Origin of the sequence: Streptomyces sp. NTH33 (genome assembly GCF_003236365.1) — a bacterium.
GTDB lineage: Bacteria > Actinomycetota > Actinomycetes > Streptomycetales > Streptomycetaceae > Streptomyces.
The window spans coordinates 1-651 of the sequence record NZ_POTZ01001063.1 but is presented as its reverse complement, the minus strand read 5'-3'; the positions used below and the strand labels follow the sequence as shown (position 1 = coordinate 651).

General features: G+C 76.3%; 1 protein-coding gene. It reads right to left on the bottom strand.

Features of this window, described 5'->3' with window-relative positions; translation table 11 throughout:
- A partial coding sequence (locus C1I97_RS38475) for a protein phosphatase 2C domain-containing protein (protein ID WP_111007414.1) occupies positions 1 to 651 on the bottom strand: 651 nt, incomplete at both ends.

Here is a 651-nt window from a genome sequence, read left to right as displayed (position 1 = left end):
GGTGATGCCGAGGTCCATGGTGAGCCGGTCGCCCCCGGGGGTCTCGGGGGGCTGTGAACCGAAGCCGACGACGGGTCCGCCGGGTGTCTTCGCCTCGGCCACCCGGGGTTCGATGTCGTGCCACTCGCCGTCGCGCAGCCGGAACAGTCCGCCCGCGCCGACCCCGAAGAAGACCCGGGTCCGGCACTCGGGGTCGGCGGGCAGGAGCAGGCAGCGCAGGGTGGTCGTGTACTCCTCCGGGTCGAGGCCCCGTTCGGCGGCACCGGCGCGGAGTCTGCCGAGGCTGCGGTCGGTGAGCCGGTGCAGCCCCGACTTCAGGTCGCCGCGCCGGGCCGCCCGCATGTCCTCGACGAGCCGCGCGTGACTGCGGCCCACGGCCCGCGCGATCCACCGGCACACCTCGGCCGCAGCGCGGTGCGCGCCCGGCGCGGCCCGGGCCCCGGTGGCCATCGCGACGAGAACGAGCGCCTGTTCCCCCGCTCCGAACCGCGCGACGAGCAGGGCGTCCCGCCGCGGCTCCCCCCGGTACCGCGCGGAATCCCCCCGGACCGAAACCGCCCGTAAGGTACAGGCCCCGTGACCGGCCCCCTCCAGCACGGTGTCCGGCACCAGCTCGCCGAGCTCCTCCGGATCGGCGAGCTGGTGCCGGAC